Annotated in this window: 17 protein-coding genes; 11 read left to right on the top strand and 6 right to left on the bottom strand. The window is 41.4% G+C overall.

Annotation, left to right across the window (positions count from 1 at the left end):
• Positions 1 to 146 precede the first annotated feature (146 nt).
• The 8 genes from KHN79_RS18330 (at position 147) to KHN79_RS18295 (ending at position 8,723) form a co-directional block, all read left to right on the top strand.
• Entirely contained in the window at positions 147 to 1,703 is a 1,557-nt protein-coding gene (locus KHN79_RS18330; RefSeq protein WP_182009259.1) for a Re/Si-specific NAD(P)(+) transhydrogenase subunit alpha, read from the top strand.
• Between the two features lie 9 nt (positions 1,704 to 1,712).
• On the top strand, positions 1,713 to 3,089 hold the full coding sequence (gene pntB / locus KHN79_RS18325; RefSeq protein ID WP_182009260.1) for a Re/Si-specific NAD(P)(+) transhydrogenase subunit beta: 1,377 nt from the start codon (positions 1,713 to 1,715) through the stop codon (positions 3,087 to 3,089).
• A gap of 155 nt (positions 3,090 to 3,244) precedes the next feature.
• The gene (gene vxrA, locus KHN79_RS18320; RefSeq protein ID WP_182009261.1) at positions 3,245 to 4,699 is read left to right on the top strand and encodes a sensor histidine kinase VxrA; all 1,455 of its coding nucleotides are present in this window, start codon (positions 3,245 to 3,247) and stop codon (positions 4,697 to 4,699) included.
• Positions 4,674 to 5,336 (top strand): response regulator transcription factor VxrB, encoded by a 663-nt coding sequence (gene vxrB, locus KHN79_RS18315; RefSeq protein ID WP_182009262.1) that lies wholly within the window; start codon positions 4,674 to 4,676, stop codon positions 5,334 to 5,336. The genes vxrA and vxrB overlap by 26 nt, the downstream gene beginning before the upstream one ends.
• 6 nt (positions 5,337 to 5,342) lie before the next feature.
• Entirely contained in the window at positions 5,343 to 6,224 is an 882-nt protein-coding gene (locus KHN79_RS18310; RefSeq protein WP_182009263.1) for a DUF2861 family protein, read from the top strand.
• A 59-nt stretch (positions 6,225 to 6,283) separates the two neighbouring features.
• Complete coding sequence (locus tag KHN79_RS18305; protein WP_182009264.1) at positions 6,284 to 7,405, top strand: conjugal transfer protein TraF; 1,122 nt, start codon at positions 6,284 to 6,286, stop codon at positions 7,403 to 7,405.
• A gap of 42 nt (positions 7,406 to 7,447) precedes the next feature.
• The gene (locus KHN79_RS18300; RefSeq protein ID WP_182009265.1) at positions 7,448 to 7,606 is read left to right on the top strand and encodes a YoaH family protein; all 159 of its coding nucleotides are present in this window, start codon (positions 7,448 to 7,450) and stop codon (positions 7,604 to 7,606) included.
• A gap of 724 nt (positions 7,607 to 8,330) precedes the next feature.
• Complete coding sequence (locus KHN79_RS18295; protein ID WP_182009266.1) at positions 8,331 to 8,723, top strand: universal stress protein; 393 nt, start codon at positions 8,331 to 8,333, stop codon at positions 8,721 to 8,723.
• Positions 8,724 to 8,772: 49 nt separating this feature from the next.
• On the opposite strand, the gene KHN79_RS18290 is transcribed toward KHN79_RS18295, so the two are convergent.
• Positions 8,773 to 8,985, bottom strand: coding sequence for a hypothetical protein (locus KHN79_RS18290; protein ID WP_182009267.1), 213 nt, complete (start codon positions 8,983 to 8,985; stop codon positions 8,773 to 8,775).
• A gap of 397 nt (positions 8,986 to 9,382) precedes the next feature.
• On the opposite strand from KHN79_RS18290, the gene KHN79_RS18280 reads away from it, so the two are divergent.
• Together KHN79_RS18280 and KHN79_RS18275 are read left to right on the top strand one after the other, a co-directional pair.
• A complete protein-coding gene (locus KHN79_RS18280) occupies positions 9,383 to 9,598 on the top strand; it encodes a hypothetical protein (protein WP_244812676.1) in 216 nt (71 codons plus the stop codon).
• A gap of 552 nt (positions 9,599 to 10,150) precedes the next feature.
• Complete coding sequence (locus KHN79_RS18275; RefSeq protein WP_182009269.1) at positions 10,151 to 11,218, top strand: acyltransferase; 1,068 nt, start codon at positions 10,151 to 10,153, stop codon at positions 11,216 to 11,218.
• A gap of 61 nt (positions 11,219 to 11,279) precedes the next feature.
• Here the strand turns inward: KHN79_RS18275 and yciH are convergent, their stop codons facing one another.
• The 4 genes from yciH to KHN79_RS18255 form a co-directional block, all read right to left on the bottom strand.
• A complete protein-coding gene (gene yciH, locus KHN79_RS18270; protein WP_182009270.1) occupies positions 11,280 to 11,591 on the bottom strand; it encodes a stress response translation initiation inhibitor YciH in 312 nt (103 codons plus the stop codon).
• Positions 11,592 to 11,595: 4 nt separating this feature from the next.
• Positions 11,596 to 11,976 (bottom strand): DUF3319 domain-containing protein, encoded by a 381-nt coding sequence (locus KHN79_RS18265; RefSeq protein WP_182009272.1) that lies wholly within the window; start codon positions 11,974 to 11,976, stop codon positions 11,596 to 11,598.
• Between the two features lie 109 nt (positions 11,977 to 12,085).
• Positions 12,086 to 13,072, bottom strand: a complete 987-nt coding sequence (locus tag KHN79_RS18260) for a D-alanine--D-alanine ligase (RefSeq protein ID WP_182009273.1) — start codon at positions 13,070 to 13,072, stop codon at positions 12,086 to 12,088.
• Between the two features lie 147 nt (positions 13,073 to 13,219).
• Positions 13,220 to 13,792, bottom strand: a complete 573-nt coding sequence (locus KHN79_RS18255) for an SPOR domain-containing protein (RefSeq protein ID WP_182009274.1) — start codon at positions 13,790 to 13,792, stop codon at positions 13,220 to 13,222.
• A 250-nt stretch (positions 13,793 to 14,042) separates the two neighbouring features.
• On the opposite strand from KHN79_RS18255, the gene KHN79_RS18250 reads away from it, so the two are divergent.
• Complete coding sequence (locus KHN79_RS18250; RefSeq protein ID WP_182009275.1) at positions 14,043 to 16,676, top strand: bifunctional acetate--CoA ligase family protein/GNAT family N-acetyltransferase; 2,634 nt, start codon at positions 14,043 to 14,045, stop codon at positions 16,674 to 16,676.
• A gap of 77 nt (positions 16,677 to 16,753) precedes the next feature.
• Here KHN79_RS18250 and KHN79_RS18245 read toward each other — a convergent pair whose 3' ends face one another.
• On the bottom strand, positions 16,754 to 17,641 hold the full coding sequence (locus KHN79_RS18245; protein WP_182009277.1) for a LysR family transcriptional regulator: 888 nt from the start codon (positions 17,639 to 17,641) through the stop codon (positions 16,754 to 16,756).
• Positions 17,642 to 17,801 lie beyond the last annotated feature (160 nt).

The following is a 17,801-nucleotide window of genomic DNA, read 5'->3' as shown; positions in this document are numbered from 1 at the left end:
GATGTTACAGTGCAATTAGATGAACCCAAAGCATCGTTGTTTTATGTGCCAATATCTTGCGTTAAACGGATAGAAATAAAAAACTAGAGTGGAGCTTAGCTCTTTTGGGGACTCATTAATTTATATGTATACAAGGAGTATGCGTTTTGCAAATCGGTGTACCTAAAGAGATACTCGCGGGTGAATCGCGAGTTGCTGCATCGCCAAAGTCGGTTGAGCAGTTAATTAAATTGGGATTCGATGTCGCTATCGAAACTCAAGCAGGGGTGTTGGCAAGTTTCGATGATGCCGCTTATGAGGCTGCTGGCGCGAAGATTGTTTCTAGTGAAGAAGTGTGGACATCTGGTCTTATTCTAAAAGTGAATGCGCCAATCGTTGATGCAGACAAAGAAATTGACGAGATTGCGTTGCTGCAAGACGGTGCGACTTTAGTCAGTTTTATCTGGCCTGCACAAAATGCAGAACTGATGGAACAGCTTTCCAGTAAGAATATTAATGTCCTTGCAATGGACTCTGTTCCTCGTATCTCACGAGCTCAAGCTTTAGATGCACTTTCTTCAATGGCGAACATCGCAGGTTACCGTGCAGTAGTTGAAGCAGCACATGAATTTGGCCGTTTCTTTACCGGGCAAATTACCGCTGCGGGTAAAGTGCCACCAGCGAAAGTGCTTGTTGCGGGTGCTGGTGTAGCAGGTTTGGCTGCTATCGGAGCAGCAGGGAGTCTTGGTGCGATTGTTCGTTCATTCGACGTACGCCCTGAAGTAAAAGAGCAAGTTGAGTCAATGGGTGCTGAGTTCCTCACAGTAGACTTCCAGGAAGACTCTGGCTCGGGTGACGGTTACGCTAAAGAGATGTCTGATGATTTCAACAAAAAAGCGGCTGAGTTATATGCTGAGCAAGCAAAAGATGTTGATATCATTATCACAACAGCACTGATCCCAGGAAAGCCTGCACCGAAGCTGATCACCAAAGAAATGGTCGACAGTATGAAAGCAGGTAGCGTAATTGTCGATTTGGCGGCAGCGAACGGCGGTAACTGCGAGTACACAGTGAAAGATCAAGTGTTCATGACGGACAATGGCGTGAAAATTGTTGGTTACACCGACATGGTTGGCCGTTTACCAACGCAATCCTCTCAGCTTTACGCAACAAACCTTGTAAATCTGATCAAACTTCTCTGCAAAGAAAAAGACGGAAACATCGACATCGATTTTGAAGACGTTGTACTTCGTGGTGTCACCGTTATTAAAGAAGGTGAAATAACCTGGCCAGCGCCACCAATTCAGGTATCAGCTCAGCCTCAAGCTAAACAAGAACCTGTTGTTAAGAAAGAGCCAAAAGTTGAAGAACCAACCTCACCAACTAAAAAGCTGATTGGTTTAGTTGCAGCTGTAGGTGCTTTCGCATGGATTGCATCGGTCGCTCCGGCAGCTTTCCTTTCACACTTCACGGTGTTTGTTTTGGCGTGTGTCGTGGGTTACTACGTAGTTTGGAACGTAACGCATGCACTGCATACTCCACTGATGTCGGTGACCAATGCTATATCAGGCATTATTGTTGTAGGTGCATTACTTCAGATTGGACAAGGTAACGGGGTTGTTTCGTTCCTATCCTTTATTGCTGTGTTGATCGCGAGTATCAACATTTTCGGTGGTTTCACCGTCACCAAGCGTATGCTTGAAATGTTCCGTAAAGATAAATAAGGAGTCACAATGTCTGCAGGATTAGTACAAGCAGCTTACATTGTAGCTGCATTATTTTTCATCATGAGTTTAGCGGGACTTTCTAAGCAAGAGTCAGCTCGTAACGGTAACTACTACGGTATCGCGGGTATGACGATCGCGCTGATCGCGACGATCTTTAGCCCTGATGCTCAAGGTTTTGGATGGATCATTATCGCTATGGCGATCGGTGGTGCGATCGGTATTTTCTACGCCAAGAAAGTAGAAATGACTGAAATGCCAGAATTGGTTGCAATTCTACACAGTTTCGTGGGTTTGGCTGCGGTTCTAGTAGGTTACAACAGTTACCTTGACGCTCCAGAGGCAGCAACACACGCTGAGCACGTTATTCACCTTGTGGAAGTATTCCTAGGCGTGTTCATCGGTGCTGTGACGTTTACGGGGTCGATTGTTGCGTTTGGTAAGTTACGTGGTGTAATTTCTTCTTCTCCGCTTAATCTTCCTCATAAACACAAAATGAACCTGGCTGCGGTTGTTGTTTCTGTGCTTCTAATGATTTATTTCGTTAAAGCAGACGGCAGCATGTTCGCTCTTATAATAATGACGTTGATTGCATTTGCGTTTGGTTACCACCTGGTAGCATCAATTGGCGGTGCGGATATGCCGGTCGTTGTGTCGATGCTTAACTCTTACTCTGGTTGGGCTGCAGCAGCGGCAGGTTTCATGCTTGCAAACGACCTTCTAATCGTAACAGGTGCGTTGGTAGGTTCTTCTGGTGCCATTCTGTCTTACATCATGTGTAAAGCAATGAACCGTTCTTTCGTCAGTGTTATTGCTGGTGGCTTTGGTCAAGAGATCGTAATTTCTGGTGATGAAGAGCAGGGCGAGCACCGCGAAACTAGCGCTGAAGAAGTTGCAGAAATGCTGAAAAACTCAAAGTCTGTAATCATCACTCCGGGATACGGCATGGCGGTAGCACAGGCACAATACCCAGTTCATGAAATCACAGATGCCCTTCGTTCTCAAGGTATTGAAGTGCGCTTTGGTATTCACCCAGTAGCTGGCCGTCTACCTGGTCACATGAACGTATTGTTGGCAGAAGCGAAGGTTCCGTATGATATCGTTCTGGAAATGGATGAAATCAATGATGACTTCCCTGAAACTGATACCGTGCTAGTCATTGGTGCGAACGACACAGTTAACCCGGCAGCGTTAGAAGATCCGAACAGTCCGATTGCAGGTATGCCTGTACTGGAAGTTTGGAACGCTAAGAACGTAGTTGTATTCAAACGCTCAATGAATACTGGTTACGCTGGTGTACAAAACCCGTTGTTCTTTAAAGAAAACACATCAATGTTGTTTGGTGATGCAAAAGAAAGCGTAGAGAATATTTTTAAAGCACTATAATCAATGATTGTTTTAAAACTAGCCAAGGCCAGCATTAGCTGGCCTTTTTTGTGCGTGATCAATGTTATAGTACTGCAAATCCTGATGTGACCTAATGTCAATTGGATCTAGATTATTGTATAGTTTGGCTCAATTTAATAAGTAACGGTAACAGTTTGATTAAAAAGATTTTGCTCGGTTTTGCACCATTATTGTCGCTTTTTTCTGCGACTGCATTAGCCGATTCATTACCAGAAAGGATAGATACGTTTACTGAGCTCTTTAAGCATGAAGAAGCTCTGAAATCGTATGATATTCGTATTCTGCAATCAAACTATCCTACCAAGTTACTGGCGCCTGATTCCCTGTTACCTAAAACATCAGATTATCCGCTAAAAGATATACAGCAGCTTTATAGCTTGGCGAAGACTTGTCGTGGTCAATTGCCTTTAAGCCCCTTGATCACTGAACCACTCGTTTTCACCCGCGCGATTTGTAAAGGCACGGAGCTGACACCACGTTGGTTTTCTCGTAGTGGACTTATTCACCCTGGCGGCGGTACATACGCTGCACGCTATGTCGATAAGTATCCAGAGTTGAAACCCAAGCTCGCTCAGTACATGCACATTAAAGAACGTGGCAATGAAGAGGGCGATGAGCTACTTCAAAGCTTGCAAAACATGAACGATGACGCCATTAATGCTTTGATTGCAGGGGCGAGTATGTTTATTGAAGACGGAGAATTCTGGCTGCGTCGTGGTGACCGTTACTTTGTGTTCGCAAAAAAAATATGGCGGGATAATGTTGATGAGGCAGGGTTGTCTTATACGCTGACGTCAGAAAACAAAAGCTGTTTTGTTAAACGAGGAAATATTTGCTGGGATGTAGAAGATCAGTCCCAGATCGTGCGCATCAGCATGATTATTCTCGTGATTGCAAACATTCTTTTGGCGATTGGCTGGGCGGTCTATCGTTGGAATAGCAAACGTGAAGAACTTCGCAGCCGTATGCTAGTACTGCAAATTCTTACACACGAATTAAGAACACCAATTGCGTCTCTGTCACTTACAGTTGAAGGGTTTCGCAGAGAGTTCGAACACTTGCCAGAAAGTGTTTATGACGAATTCCGTAGACTATGCGAAGATACACGACGCCTGCGCCAATTGGCAGAAGCGAGTAAAGATTATTTGCAATCTGATAATCAGATGCTGGCAACAGATTGGGTTCCATCCGTTGCTGAGTGGTTAGAGTATAAAATTGAAGAAGAGTTTGATAACGCTGTACTTTTACGCATAAACGAAGATGTGGCTGCTAAAGTTAATGTATATTGGCTTGGGACCTGTATTGATAACCTGCTTCGTAATGCTCTTAAGTATGGCGTTCCGCCGGTTGAGTTTAATGTTCAAACCAGCGAAGAAAAAATCGTTTTCCAAGTCCGTGATTCCGGTAACTTAACTGCCAAAGATTGGACTAGTTTAAGAAAACCGTTCGTAAGTGAGAGCGGGTTAGGACTTGGATTAACCATTGTTGAATCTATGGTAGGCCGCATGGGCGGAAAAATGTCCCTTATAGGGCCACCTACAACCTTTATATTGGAGATACCTTGTGAAACAGACGCTGCTTCTCGTTGAGGACGACAAAAACTTAGCTGATGGCTTATTAGTTAGCCTGGAACAAGCAGGATATGAGTGTTTACATGTGGAGCGTATTGCTGATGTAGAGCCTGTCTGGAAAAAAGCCGATTTAGTTATTCTGGATCGACAATTACCTGATGGTGATTCTGTACAACATCTCTCTAACTGGAAAAAAATAAAAGACGTTCCGGTCATCTTACTTACAGCACTTGTTACGGTAAAAGATAAGGTAGCGGGTCTTGATTCAGGTGCAAATGACTATTTGACTAAACCTTTTGCTGAAGCGGAGTTATTTGCTCGGATTCGCGCTCAGCTAAGAGCGCCCGATGCCGCTGATCAGGACAGCGCAGATAAAGTCGTGACAAAAGAGTTGGAAATTGATCGTGCTACTCGTGAAGTCACGTTTAAAGGTGAGATAATCACTTTAACGCGTACCGAGTTTGATTTGCTACTTTTCCTAGCTTCAAACTTAGGCCGAGTATTTACTCGTGATGAACTGCTTGATCATGTATGGGGTTACAACCATTTCCCAACAACACGTACCGTTGATACACACGTATTGCAGCTGCGCCAAAAACTTCCGGGTTTGGAAATTGAAACACTGCGTGGTGTTGGCTACAAAATGAAAGCATAATCAAGAATGAAAATACTACTCCCTGTAGTTTTGTCATTAGCGTTAGTGAAACCAGTCCATTCCATGGATTGGTTTCAATCGAATACACCTTTGACGCAGGCTCATCAACATCTCTTGGAAGATGACCTTTCAGCAATGTTCACGTCATTAGTGGAACTCTGGCAGACAGAGCCTAATAAAGAGTTGAACTCTCACCTTAATGAGCTGTTAGGGCAATCTTTAACCACAGATTGTGGTAAGGCACTTACTGGTGTGACTCTACCTGAATGGATAAGTGGCGTTAATGTCATTCAGCAGACTATCCAGAGTCCGGGACGAGATACTTTTAGGTTGGTTATTAAGCTCAGAGCAACAACCGACATAGATCATATCTCTTTCCGCCGCTGGGTGGATACCTCAATTTCGGCAGACAGTTCATTTGGCATAGAAGAGATGCCAAAAGGCAGTGAAATTGCTAACGAACGTAGTTTTCTCAAACGTTACAATTTAACAGGTAAGCTTGAATCTGGTTTGTATCATCTTTCCGTTGTTGCTAAAGATCAAAAAGAGTACCGTACATGGGTCATTTTGGGTGATTCCAATTCAAGCCAATATGTCCGCTGGACATCGAAAGAGAACTGGAAAGTAGAGAAAAGCGCATTAAGAAATCCGCACTGCCCATTGCCGCAACTTGAAGTCGGATTATACGACTATGTAGAAGGGCAATATGAACAGGTGTGGAAAAAAACTTATGAATCCAACTACCCAGATTCATTAGAACTCGCTGGCGTTCCCAATGATCGATATGTTTTAGCCGTGAGCATCAACAGTCGACGATGGCAGGGAGACATAATCATTGAACAAGCTCAAACTATTAGCCGTACTTATGACCTTTCGCAAGAAGAATAGTTAAAGAAATAACATTTATGCCGATATAAGTTCAGGACGAACGAAAACATAAATGTAGTATGAAAAAACAATTCAAGATTTTAACCATTGCTATCTCCACATCACTGTTTGCTAATCTATCTTCGGCAGCCACATATGCAATAGAAGCACGCAGTGATGCGATGGGGGGCGTTGGTACTGTGTCCGCAACCTATCTAACTGCACCATTCTTTAACCCCGCTCTTACTGCAATCTATCGTCGTAACGATGACGCGGGTATGATTGTTCCTAGCTTTGGATTCAGCTTTGACGATCAATACGGTTTGATTGATGAAATCGATAGGATCAGCAAGCTTAGCGATCCTGTTGAAATCAATAATGCATTGGATGAGATTAATGGCCAGAAAGTTAACTTTGACCTAGGTGGAGTAGTGGCCGTTGGTATTCCGAATCGGTTCCTATCTGCGACGGTATACGGAAAACTCTATACGGAATCTTTTGTACAACCAACTATTGATAAAACAGGCACAGATCCTCTTGAAGACAGCTATGTCCAAGGAGTAAGTATTGGTGTCGCAGAGGCTGGTGTCTCATTAGCGAAATACACAAACTACATGGGGCAACACCTTTCATTGGGTATTACGCCTAAACTTCAGCGTGTTTACACTTACTCGTACGCCACGAGTTTCAGTAACTTTGATGCCGCTGATTTACGTGAAAATGAAACCGCAGAAACAATGTTCAACTTGGATGCGGGTGCACTTTGGTTCTTTGGGCCTTACCGAGTAGGAATTTCTGCTAAAAACCTAATTGGCAGAGATATTGAAACTAAATCGATTCAATATAACGGAGACTCGATCCGTTCATACCAATACAGCATGCGACCTGTTTTTACCGTTGGAGCCGGAATCGTAGCGGATTACTTTACCATGAGTGTGGATTATGATTTGAATGAAGAAAAACGTTTTTCTTCCTTTGATGACAATACACAAATGATTCGTGCCGGTGTTGAAATCGACATTTTACGTCAAATGGCACTAAGAGCAGGGTACATGACAAACTTAGCTCGAAGTAATGACGAAGGTACTATTACTGCAGGTATTGGCTTGTCTCCGCTAAACTTGGTTGAACTTGATATAGCCGCACGGTATACCAATGAAAACGCAATGGGAGTATCGATTAATTTCCTTGCGACCTATTAAACGAATCGTTATAGTCAGCTCCTCATTTTGAGGAGCTTTTTTATGTTTGATGATCTACCCCCTCTATCACACGAAGCGCAACAACAAGCCGTAGAACAAATTCAAGAGTTAATGGCAAAGGGTATAAGCACAGCTGAAGCCATTAAAATTGTTGCTAAACAAATTCGAGCTGATTACGCAGAAAGTCAGAGACAACAGTAAAAATTAAGAAGCAGGGCACAGGCCCTGTTTTTTTGTACCTACCTAAACTTACTCTTCTTTTCTACATATCTTACAAAGAGTCTTTACGTGACATCGTCACTTATATTCCTGATTGTACCCATACTGCAAAAACAAAAAAGTATATTAGATAACTAGTAAAGTTTTACCTGTTTAGTTTAACTACCTTGCGATGTAGCAGGTGAAGAACGTTGTATTAAAGCTTTATTTATAAAATAACTATAATTAACAAGTATTTATCGTAGTTGTTTTGTCTAGCAAGGAGCTTAAGTTTAAGTGTGCATGTAATAAAATTACAGTCCAGGCATGAGCGGGATTTTCTTTAGAATATTATTCTAATAATTTACAAAAGAGACGCTGTAACATTAATTGCTTAAGTTTTAGCTTCGTAATTGCTTGTAGTTGAGAAACAGTAAGCGCTTGCAAATGTTTTGATATGCCGAAGAGAGAGCGTTGTTTTCTTTACGAGAAATGGGCTAATTAAGGTATTCGATAATAAATATTGTGAGCTAAGATAAGGTGATTCATGTTGTTGGATTTTCACAACTGAGGTTAGTACTAAGAGACAGATCTAAGCTCTTGGTGACGTGGTAACTATATTAGTGATAGGAATAACGCAAATTTTCTGTCCACATCTGCCGCGTTGAATTAGTCCAGTTGAACTAGACTTGTAGTTAGTCTGGTAAGATTGTTGGGGGTAAGAGTGATGAACTACGCGCATATATTAGTCGCGGTCGATTTATCTGAGTCTAGTAAAATCGTGATAGATAAAGCAATTAAGCAAGCAAGAGATTCTAACAGTAAGCTTTCCTTCGTGTATGTCGATGTAGACAGAGTTGTATTAGAACCTAAAAAAGAACTGGATTTACTTCAAGAACTACAGGAACTTGCTGATCAATGTGGCTATCCTGTCAACGAGATCATGGTGGTAAACGGTGATCTGCACGTCAAATTGAAAGGTCTCGTTAAGCAGAGCAATATTGATTTGGTCGTATGCGGGCACCACCATAACCTGTTAAGTCGATTGTTTTCTTCAGTTCCAAAAGTAGCCAACTCGGTAGAGGCCGATATGTTGGTTGTCTATCTTCAAGATGAATAGATAGGTTTGAAAGCCGAGCTATATTTGCTCGGCTGGAATGTTCAACGCTTTATTTGGTTGATGCGCTAAGTTCTAATGTTCGAACTGAAGCTGATTCAGCGTTCGAGTCCATATCGAAGTGTACATCAACCTGAACGCCTTCTCGCTCAAATGTTACATCATCGAAATCCGTCATTGCTATCTTAAATCCATTCCGAGCAAAAAGGCCTGTAACCATGGTCCGCTGTTTTATTTTTAATGCAGACTCTAATAATTTATCCATGTCAAATATCCTTGCTAATCATATGGGGATGTATAGGTTAATCTTGTTTTAATATGAATTCAATTTAATATTTAAACAAGATTTAACAGTGATCATTAGAGAAAGATGACAGTATGTATCGAGCAGGAACTTACACAGTTGATAGCTCAAGCTTCGTAATCAATAGCTACGGATACAAAATACGGCATGAAACTAATTCAAATGGAAGTTGAGCTATGAATTTTACATACGAAGACTTTAGGAAATCATTAAGTTGTTTATCTGATATAACCGAGTTCTTAAGTTCAGGCTCATGCCCAGAATATTTAGTGCCAAATCTTCAAGAGTGTCAGCTTGAGTTGATAAACCAAGTGCGCTGCGGTTCAGCTTTATTACTCAATACGCAAGGAAATAGCTAATGGAATATCCAATCCAGTTGTTCGGCTATTTGAATGAACAAGATGCAGAACCAACGTGTATGGTATCGAACGTAACAAAAGATACAGTACAAGAACTTAATAAGCAGTATGGCTTTAAAGTTGATGACTGGGCCGCTGTGGAGAAATCGAAGTTCACGGTCCATACAAGACAGCCGAAGAAGCTTGTAAGGAAGCTAAGAATAAATATGGCGTAACTAAGCTTAATTCACCAATGCTAATCTTCTAACCCTTAGTGCGCATTATGTATATTATGTTAAATACAATATGGCGCTACGCCAAATCTTTACTAGTTCAGACACCTATCCCGCTACTATTGGAATTTCATCTGTAATTTAGAGGCTGTGATTAAACATAATCGCTATTTACCATAAAATTCTTAATATAGATCTTAATAATCTATCGATTGTTAAGATCTATATTAAAGCTAACCGCTTTCTAGCTATTGCCCATACCTACATCAGATCATTTGTTTCGCATTTTTTAAATCGTTTCCCAACAACGTTATGATTTGTTTTGTACTACAAAAGGTTCTATACGTTTCACAATTTATGGAACATACAGTTTGTTCAAGCAGTAATGGCGAAATGATTACGAGAACGAAAGTTCTCCATTGCCCTTGCGTAAAGTCTTAAAAAAGTATGACCAAATAAACTTTAGTATTGAATATATAATGAGTTTAATTTCTCGCTATACAATATGCATATTATGAATGCTATTTTGCTGATTTTTAGATTAGAGATCATTGTATGCGACCTTACCTACAATCAATTGAAAACTATCGGGGCTTAGCAATTATTTGTATCGTTGCGGTTCACTGTTTTCATTACGGAATGAGTACTAATTCTGGCGCCTGGCTCGCTTTTCAAAACGTTTTTTACGGTTCTACTGCGTTATTTGTCTTTATTTCTGGATACATGTTCCATCATGTGTTTTATTCTCGGAAGTCAAAGGTTAGTGATTTTTATGCATCTAAGTTTAAAGCAGTCATAGTTCCGTATCTCGTTTTAGGTACGTTAGCAACGTCTTTACTATACGTAACGGGTACAGGTTTTTATGAGGCTGATGTCCAAATTGACCCGCGAATGCTCTTTAACAGTGAAGACACTACTTTTATAACGACGATTAAGTATATGCTTACGGGACGAATGCTAACCGCCTATTGGTACATTCCGTTTGCGTTTCTTCTGTTTTCAATGACTCCACTACATATCAAGTTTATCGAACTCAACGGCAAGTACCAAACCACTATTATTACAGTTCTGTGTATTCTATCGCTACTCGTTCATCGATCTTACGAGAACACCAACCCTTTTCAAATGCTCGTATATTTTACTCCACTCTATCTGCTTGGTTGTAGCTTTTCAAAATATCGCGATATTTTGTTATTGAACGCAAAGGTTAAACTAGTTGCGTTAGTCTTTATTATAATATTACTTTGTATTTACGAAGCCTCAATCGGTCATAGAGGGAACTACATCAAGGAAATGTTAGTGTTTGGAGGCATAGATACAATGTTTGTCCAAAAGGTCTGTATGGTGTTGGCTTTATTTTATCTGTTCGAAGTGTATCAGTTTAAAAACCGTATCCTGTCGTTATTAGCTAAAACTAGTTTTGGTATATTTTTCATTCACCCTTGGGTTCTCACAATATTAAAGCGTACTCCACTATATGATTATGCAAGTAATTCAGAAACTAATATTTTCTTTTTCATACTAACCCTAGCGTTTACTTTATCAGTAAGTATGCTTATTGTTCTTTTCGTTAAAGCTATTTTAAGAAATAAGTCATATTCTCAATATGTGACAGGTTATTAAACCAATTTTTAATATGTGGTAGAGGCTAAGCCCACATTATATGGGCTTAGCCAATCGTCGTTTAACCACCAGCTAGCTTAACGATCATACCTTTCTTTTCTAAGTGTGCTTTGATTTTATCTCTTGCGTCACCTTGAATTTCGATATTGCCATCTTTAACGGAGCCGCCGCAGCCACAAACTTTCTTAAGCTCCGCTGCTAATAATTTAAGTGGAGCGTCATCAAGATCCAAACCTGTTACTATGCAAACGCCCTTACCTTTTCGGCCTTTTGTCTGGCGTTGAATGCGAACAATCCCATCACCGGTAGGACGTGAAACTTTTTCTTCTTCCGGTTTGATACGGCCGGTTTCCGTTGAATATACTAAGGTCATACTGTTATTTCTTTTGTTGTTGAGCCAGCAACGCTTTTTGCTTCGCCGCCAAATAAGCCTCTATATAACGCTGAATAGCAAGTTTTCCACCTTTAATCAATTTGCCATTGAACATGCAATACCAAGCATTTTTTTCGCCAGTGTCATTGCGTAAAGTATAGCCGTTAAAAAGCTCTGATTGTTCTACTGAAGTGTTTGTATACCTTGGGCTAAGCAACTCGAACTCTTTTGGCTCTATAATCGACGCTGTATCACACCACCAATCAATACTTTTTTTAACTGCAGTTAATGTACCTTGTAAAACTTGGTTCTTTAACCTTACTTTCCAAAGGTTACCTTCTAAATTAGACTGTAGCCTATAGCCTCTGTAAATTGTAACTGCCATATCAGTGACCCACAGTTTAGTACGTTGCTAAAATTATTCTGAGCTTCCAATTATCTTTTGCTCTGCAATCGTACTATTACCATAACATTTTACCATTTAACGTTAGTTATCATGCATTTTTGATACAGTCTGCAAGGAAATTGTGGAATTTGTGGCCATTGTTCTCGAGCATTTTCGGGAACATAGAGATTGGTGTCATACCCGGAAAGGTGTTGACTTCATTTAAATAAATTTCACCATCTTCAGTTAAGAAAAAGTCGATACGAGATAGATGACGAAGTTTCATCTGTTTAAACACTGTCTCTGACTCTTGCTTTATCGTTGCGATTTGCTCTTGCGTAAGGTTCTTTGCTTCAACTTCCGTTAATGAGTGGCTAGAGCTACTGTATTTTTCATCATAAGAGTAAAACGCACCATCTGGCGCAATTACTTCACCAGGGTTAGTTATATGTAGTTGTCCGTTCATTTCATAAGCTGCAACTTCTAGCTCTCTTGGTTTAACGGACTTTTCTACCAAAACTTGGTCGGAATATCCGAAAGCTGCATTAACCGCATCCGAGAGCGCCTCTTCTTGAGTGACGCTGTAACAACCTACAGATGATCCCTGACGAGCAGCCTTTACGAATACTTTTCCCCACTTTTCAAATGCTTGTTTAGCCTGAGTATGAGCGTGTTCATCATTCTTAGTTAAGAACAGATATGGTGTATTAGGAATACCTAACGCATCGTACCAAAGCTTCGACGTTATTTTGTTGAAACTGTTACTGCTCGCTTCTGGCCCACAACCTAGATAAGGAATGCCTGCAATTTCGAAAAGTGATTGAATATCACCTGTTTCGCCGGGAAAGCCATGAATGCAAGGAACGATGAAGTCGATTGTTTGATTAGCGTTATCAGAACATAAGTGTTTTGTATTGAGATCTAAATAAACCAACTCACCTTGGTCATTAATCCAGCCTTCGTTTTTGATTTCTACGCGCGTAACCTGGATGTTTTCAATAAGCTTTAGTTGTTGTTCAACAAAATTAGCAGACAGTAATGAAATTTCATGCTCCGAAGAGCCACCACCGCATAGCAGAAGAATATTTTTAATCATGAATCAATCGTTCCGAGCCTTACAAAGATACTGGGTATTATGATAACCCTTTGAGCAGTGAGGTACAGTTATTTTACTGTGATAGGATTCGTTCGAGTACGAACTAAACAACTAAAAAGGGAGCACTATGCTCCCTTTTTAGTTCTATCAGTTTAGTTTATTTAGTGTTGGATACGCAGAGCTTTTTATCGAATCAATACTCTTAACAAATGGCTTCAGTTTTTGAAACTGGGCAGGCAATGTTGATATTGCTTGCTGTGCCTCTGCACTAGTTGCGTAATCTCCATATAGGATCGAATACCATTTGGTATTGTTGACTACTTTGTAGTTTTCCCAAATCGGTTGGTCATTTTGCGGTAATTTAGTCGCATACTGAGCGACTTTTGATTCACTGCCAACCGCAGCAACCTGAATCGTGTATCCAAATCGTTGAGCATCCGGTTGTTTGTTAGTCGGCGGTAAGATCTTAACTGGTTTTGCCTGCTCTTCCTGAGGAGCGAGTTTCACGACTTTCTTCTCTTCTGGTTTTACAGGAACTTTGACTATTACTGGCTTAACATCTTTCTCAACCACTGCGTTTTCCGACGCCATTATTGGTTTCGATATTACATCTTGTTTGTAGTCTTCTTGGTAACTCTCTGAGGTGGTATCTGTAACGTAGGTTTCAGATGCACAGGCGGAAAGAAGAAGGGCTAAGCCGATGATTGCGGTCTTTTTCATGAATTAACAAACGCTCTGAATAAATACTACGGCAAATCATGCCGATAGGAAGCTAGATTATCAAGCTTCTAATACAATAATCTTCTGATTTGGTGTGATGAGTAACACAAACTCTACATGCCTCGCACAGTTTTTAGACGTTGTGTATTACGCGAGTATTTTATCTGCAGGTTATTCGTTTATGATTATTGATATCCAGCAGCAAGGCTTAAGGCTTTCCGCATTATTGTGTTAGAGGCAAGGAATCCGCATGAATAAACTACATAAGCTTTTTAAACCTGATTCTGTTGCGGTGGTTGGCGCATCACAAAGGGAGTTACGTGCAGGTCATGTTGTAATGCGTAACTTACTTCAGAGTGGATTTGGTGGCGCGATCATGCCTGTAACACCCAAATACAAAAGTGTATTGGGCGTAATTGCTTATCCAGACATTGCTTCCCTACCCTTCACCCCCGACATTGCGATCCTGTGTACCCAGTCTTCTCGTAATGAGCAACTCCTGAAAGAGTTAGACGAACGAGGCACCCAGTTTGCGATCGTTATTTCTGACGATGCTAAGGTCATTGACGTTTCTTCACTTAACATCCGGGTCCTAGGTTCTAATAGTCTGGGAATCATACTGCCATGGCATAATTTCAACTGCACTTTTTCACCTGTTGCCGCCAAACCCGGTAAGATTGCCTTTATCTCACAATCTGCCGCAGTCTGTACAACCGTTTTAGATTGGGCGAACGATAAAAACATTGGATTTTCTTCATTTATCTCCATAGGTCGCGGACAAGATATCGATTTTGCAGATTTACTCGATCACTTAAGTATGGACGGGCATACAGAAGCTATTTTGCTATATGTCGATTCAATACAAGATGCTCGACGTTTCCTTTCTGCTGCCCGTGCCGCCTCACGAAACCGCCGTATTCTGGTGTTAAAGGCAGGACGTTCAAAAGAAGTGAATGCGATTGAACAACAAGACGGTGGTACTTTAGATATTATCTATGATTCAGCGATTCGCAGGACAGGTATGTTGCGGGTGAGTAATACTCATGAGCTTTTCGCAGCGGTTGAAACCCTTACTCATTCTGTACCACTCCGCGGTGAGCGCCTGGCGATTATTACCAATGGAGGCGGACCTGCGGTAATGGCCGTAGATACATTGATCGAACGCGGTGGTAACTTAGCGAAACTCGATGAAGCATCCACCGAGCAGCTAAAATCCGTACTCCCCCCAAGTTGGCGTGAAGTTAATCCTATCGATCTTTCTGGCGATGCGACTAAAAAAAGATACGCAGATACCGTCAATGCGCTAATGAATAACGACTGTGCCGATGCTATTTTGATTATGCATAGTCCCTCAGCTGTTTCCGACCCGCTTGAAACTGCTCAAGCCGTGATTGAAACAATTAAGTCTCATCCAAGGCAAAAACACTTCAATATTCTGACTAACTGGTCGGGTGAACAAACCTCTCGAGAAGCACGCCTTGCATTTACTAAAGCAGGAATACCAACATATCGGACGCCTGAAAGCGCCGTCGTTGCCTACATGCACCTTGTAGAATACAGACGAAATCAGAAACAATTGATGGAGACACCGACCACGGCAGAACCATTACACTCCGGTAGCGTTGATACCGCAATTGAATGGGCAAACAATCAGTTGCTGGATAAAAAAACAGTATCATTAGATACTCACCAAACAAGCCCGCTTTTTAAATTATTTGGCTTTAACGTACTACCAACTTGGATTGCCTCAGATTCTATAGAAGCAGTGCACATGGCAGAAAACATTGGCTATCCGGTGGCGGTAAAACTTCGCTCACCTGATATTCCGCATAAATCAGATGTTCATGGCGTTGCTTTAAATCTGAGGAACAGTAATGAGGTATCTAACGCTTCGCAGTCTATTTTAGATGCAGTGAAACTCAGTTATCCCTCCGCGAACGTTCATGGCCTATTAGTACAAGGCATGGCTAAGCTCGGTAGCGCCGAAGAGCTTCGGATCAGTATCGTCGTCGACAAGGTTTTTGGGCCGGTCATTTTGCTTGGCCAAGGAGGTTCAGAATGGAACATTTCGCAAGATGCAGTGGCCGCTTTACCTCCTTTAAATATGACACTTGCTCGTTACCTCGTGGTTGTAGCTCTGAAATCCGGCAAGATTCGTTTGCAGAAGCATAGAGACGCATTAGACATTACAGAGCTTTCGAAGTTCTTAGTTCGCATATCACAAATGGCGGTTGAGTTACCTGAAATACAAAGACTGGATATTCATCCAGTGCTAGTGTCAGGTAGTGACCTCACCATTATTGATGCTGATGTTACGTTAGCGAGATATGAAGGCGATGCACAAAAACGTCTGGCTATTCGCCCGTTCCCTGCTGAGTTTGTAGAAACAGTTACTTTACGTGACGGACAACCGGTACTGCTTCGCCCTATTTTACCCGAAGATGAACCACTTCACGCTCAATTTATAAATAGCGTATCAAGAGAAGATCTCTATAAACGATTTTTCTCTGAGGTTGGCGAGTTCAACCATGAAGCTCTGGCTAACTTTACCCAAATTGATTATGACCGCGAAATGGCTTTTGTGGCCGTTGCTTTTGATAGCAACGGACCATCAATCATCGGTGTCGCTCGTGCGCTCATCACACCAGATAACAGCGATGCAGAGTTTGCAATCCTCATCCGTTCAGATTTGAAAGGTAAAGGACTCGGTAAGGTGCTAATGAATAAGATTATTAGCTATTGTAAGGTTAAAGGTACCAAGCAAATCTCGGGAATGACGATGCCAACTAACCGCGGAATGCTAATGCTGGCGCAAAGCCTTGGGTTTGATATCGATGTGCAGTTTGAAGATGGCACTGCCGATATGGTGCTAACTTTGAATTAAGCTAAAAGTTATCTTTATCATATAGTTAACCAAAAATAAGACTATTTTTAATAGTCTTATTGATTCGAGTGACAATGTCACTTAAGTGTCCAGTTCTTTTTCAGATACTGTATGCACCAGGATTTAGCTTCGCCCATGGTGTTTCTTCGCCAAGCAAGAATAATATCCATCGGTAATGGCTCAGTACCTTCGATTTGTTGTAGTTCACCGCTATCAATAAGCGGTTGAGCGATTTGGCTAGGAAGTGTACCAATACCCAACCCTGCTTTTAGCGCATCGACCTTCGCTGTAAAATTGGTCACGGTTAACCTAGGTTGCTTTTGTATAATGTTCATCGAAAGAGCCGGCTGTTCCCTAGCCGTATCAGCAATAGCAATAATGCGATATTTCTCTCTCGCCGCATCATCAAAATCGCCACTACGCTTATGTACATAATGATCGGCCGCAGCAACCCAAAGCATGGCCATTTTCCCAATCTTTTCTGATTTTACTTCTTGCGGAAGTGTATCCAGAGATGGACAAACCAAAAGGTCGGCGCGCCCCATATTTAATGACTCCCAGCTACCCGCCAGTATTTCTTCTTGCAGTCTCACTCTGGTAGAGCTTACTTCAGAAAGTGCATCAACCATCGGGAAGAAGTTTGAAACAGGTATTATTCCATCGAATGCAATCGTGATATCTAACTCCCATCCATTCGCAAGAACGGTGGCATCATTTACCAGCTTTTCACTCGCTTTTAGAATGTCCCTTCCCCTCTCTAAAATGAGCTTACCTGCCTCTGTGAAATGGGCCTTATGACCAGAACGATCAAAGATATTGATATCTAAGTCTTGTTCAATCTTTTGAATTTGATAACTGAGTGAAGAAGGCGCTCGATCTAACTCATTCGCAGCAGCTGCAAAGCTTCCTCTGCGGTCGATTGCATCAAGTATATGAAGTGCTTCTAAAGTGATTGGGCTATGCACGCTAACTCCCTATTACGTGACTTTTGTCACATTGACAGAATTTGAATAGTTTTATCAGAACACCAACAAAATACAATTAATATGTTGATATATAAGGTATTAATTTGAATTTTCAGTAATTCGGTTCATGCTGAACTCATCAATAATGACAATCGTAATG

This window comes from Vibrio sp. B1FLJ16 (assembly GCF_905175385.1).
Taxonomy (GTDB): Bacteria; Pseudomonadota; Gammaproteobacteria; order Enterobacterales; family Vibrionaceae; genus Vibrio.
The sequence above is the reverse complement of the archived record's forward strand: the minus strand, read 5'-3'. Positions and strand labels throughout refer to the sequence as shown.

Coding starts and splice junctions, on each gene's coding strand:
- pntB (WP_182009260.1), top strand. CDS start 1,713: ATGTCTGCAGGATTAGTACAAGCAGCTTACATTGTAGCTGCATTATTT.
- KHN79_RS18310 (WP_182009263.1), top strand. CDS start 5,343: ATGAAAATACTACTCCCTGTAGTTTTGTCATTAGCGTTAGTGAAACCA.
- KHN79_RS18305 (WP_182009264.1), top strand. CDS start 6,284: ATGAAAAAACAATTCAAGATTTTAACCATTGCTATCTCCACATCACTG.
- KHN79_RS18300 (WP_182009265.1), top strand. CDS start 7,448: ATGTTTGATGATCTACCCCCTCTATCACACGAAGCGCAACAACAAGCC.
- KHN79_RS18295 (WP_182009266.1), top strand. CDS start 8,331: ATGAACTACGCGCATATATTAGTCGCGGTCGATTTATCTGAGTCTAGT.
- KHN79_RS18290 (WP_182009267.1), bottom strand. CDS start 8,985: ATGGATAAATTATTAGAGTCTGCATTAAAAATAAAACAGCGGACCATG.
- KHN79_RS18280 (WP_244812676.1), top strand. CDS start 9,383: ATGGAATATCCAATCCAGTTGTTCGGCTATTTGAATGAACAAGATGCA.
- KHN79_RS18275 (WP_182009269.1), top strand. CDS start 10,151: ATGCGACCTTACCTACAATCAATTGAAAACTATCGGGGCTTAGCAATT.
- yciH (WP_182009270.1), bottom strand. CDS start 11,591: ATGACCTTAGTATATTCAACGGAAACCGGCCGTATCAAACCGGAAGAA.
- KHN79_RS18265 (WP_182009272.1), bottom strand. CDS start 11,976: ATGGCAGTTACAATTTACAGAGGCTATAGGCTACAGTCTAATTTAGAA.
- KHN79_RS18260 (WP_182009273.1), bottom strand. CDS start 13,072: ATGATTAAAAATATTCTTCTGCTATGCGGTGGTGGCTCTTCGGAGCAT.
- KHN79_RS18255 (WP_182009274.1), bottom strand. CDS start 13,792: ATGAAAAAGACCGCAATCATCGGCTTAGCCCTTCTTCTTTCCGCCTGT.
- KHN79_RS18250 (WP_182009275.1), top strand. CDS start 14,043: ATGAATAAACTACATAAGCTTTTTAAACCTGATTCTGTTGCGGTGGTT.